This window comes from Streptomyces sp. NPDC051133 (assembly GCF_040682635.1).
In the GTDB taxonomy this organism is placed as follows: domain Bacteria; phylum Actinomycetota; class Actinomycetes; order Streptomycetales; family Streptomycetaceae; genus Streptomyces.
Window position 1 is genome coordinate 1 of sequence record NZ_JBFBBK010000211.1, and the last position, 1,783, is coordinate 1,783.

Below are 1,783 nucleotides of genomic sequence, written 5' to 3' on the forward strand. Positions count from 1 at the left end.
TTGAGACGCGGATCACAGGTGTCGAAGGAACCGCACGACGGACGCCCACCACAGGTGGACGTACACGCTGTACTCGTTCCCCGCCGCCCGGCTGCCCGAGTTCGTGCTCGGCGCAATCGCGGCGCGGCTGGTGCTGCTGGGCCGGTGGCGCGGGCCCGGTCTGGAGGCGTCGCTCGCCCTGACGATCATCGGCTACTTCTTCGTCCCCCAGGTCGCGCCCGGCTACTCCGCCACCGTGTGCACGCTCGCCGGATTCGTCCTGCTCATCCCGGCCGCGGCCATCGCGGACCTGCAGGGCCTGCCCTCGCTGTGGCGGCACCGCCGGCTGGTGCGGCTCGGGGAACTGTCCTTCGCCTTCTACATGATCCACCTGCTGGTGCTGCGCGCCGCGACCAACCTGCTGGGCACGAAGCCGCACTTCGGTCCGCTGGCGGGGGCGACCGTCACCACGCTCGCGTTCGGCCTGTCGCTGGGTCTGTCCTGGCTGCTCTACGAGAAGGTGGAGTGCCCGGCGAGACGACTGCTGCTGCGCCGCCGCTAGCCCGTCCCGCAGCCGGCCACGGCCCCAACGTAGCGCGAGGCCCCCGGCCACTGCACGGTCCGGCTGAGCCGCATGGCCGCCGTCCGCCCCGGTGGCGACCTGGACGCCCTTGGCGTGCGGGAGCCGGGCGATCGAGGAGCCGAGCGTGCCGAAGCCGATCACCAGGGCGGGGCGGGCGTGAGGATGTCGCCGCGGTCGCACATGACGACCTCGGTGGAGAAGACGACGGACTGGGCGACGAGGAGGTCCTCGGGGTCCGTCCTTCAGCGGTGAGCGGGCGACGGAGATGACGGGGCAGGGCAGTTTGTCGAGGTTCTCGTAGCGGCGGTGCCCGTTCTCGGTGTCCTCGCTCACTCCGGCGAGGTGTCCGGCGAAGCGGCTGCGGTCCTCGGCGAGGCTGAGGGCGAAGCGGCCGCCGAGGTCCGGCAGCCCGACCGTCTAGTCGTCGGCCCAGGATTCGAGGTAGTCCAAGGCATCCTCGACCTGGGCGAACATCTCGCGGGTGAGGGCGTCGACCAATCATGTGCGTCTGCCCGACCTCGCGCTTCGCGGCCGGGTAGACGGGCTTCGGCTCGGGCAGTTGAAATGGTCGGCCTGGAGAAGACACCTCCAGGCCGTCGCCCGCCGCTGTCACTACCAAATTGGGCTGGCCGTCCCACCAAAGGGTGCCCGCACCGCATGTACTGACAGCGCGGCGAGCAGTCCGCCGTCGTGATCCACGATGTGCCGACGAATGCCGGGGACTTGGGACTCGAGGAACTGTTTCTGAAGACCGGGGCCCGCTTCTGCCGTGTGGAGACCCGGCGGCGGATGCGTGACTACGCACGCGGACTGCCCGGCCCTGGTGGGCCGCAACAACAGCTGGCAGCTCGCCGAGTACGCCGGCCACGCCACCCTGCACGGCCTGTACGACGACCTGCAGACGTACGTCGCCGAACAACTCAGCGCGGCAGACAGTGGGTTGATCCTGGACGACACCGGCTTCGCGAGAAGGGAACCACCTCCGCCGGAGTGCAGTGCCAGTACTCCGGCCACGGCCGGAGCGGCCCGGGCTTTCCCCGCTGCGCCCCTGGCGTGCGGAGCGAGGCACCTGTGCATCCGGGCCGGCTTGTGGAGGGCGTCGGCCGGCGTGCCGGCGTCCGCCCCGGTGATAGCGGTCGCGGCCCCGGAGACGCCCCTCGACGAACCGGCCTTCATCATTTCGCAGGGTCGCGGTGTGACCAGACTCCCAAAGGCTCGTTG

Annotated in this window: 1 protein-coding gene and 1 pseudogene; both read left to right on the forward strand. The window is 70.6% G+C overall.

Features of this window, described 5'->3' with window-relative positions; translation table 11 throughout:
- The first annotated feature begins 67 nt into the window (after positions 1-67).
- The gene (locus AB0N17_RS46480; protein WP_366017702.1) at positions 68-541 is read left to right on the forward strand and encodes an acyltransferase family protein; all 474 of its coding nucleotides are present in this window, start codon (positions 68-70) and stop codon (positions 539-541) included.
- Between the two features lie 814 nt (positions 542-1,355).
- Positions 1,356-1,783 (forward strand): annotated as a pseudogene (locus tag AB0N17_RS46485) (hypothetical protein); the annotation flags it as partial.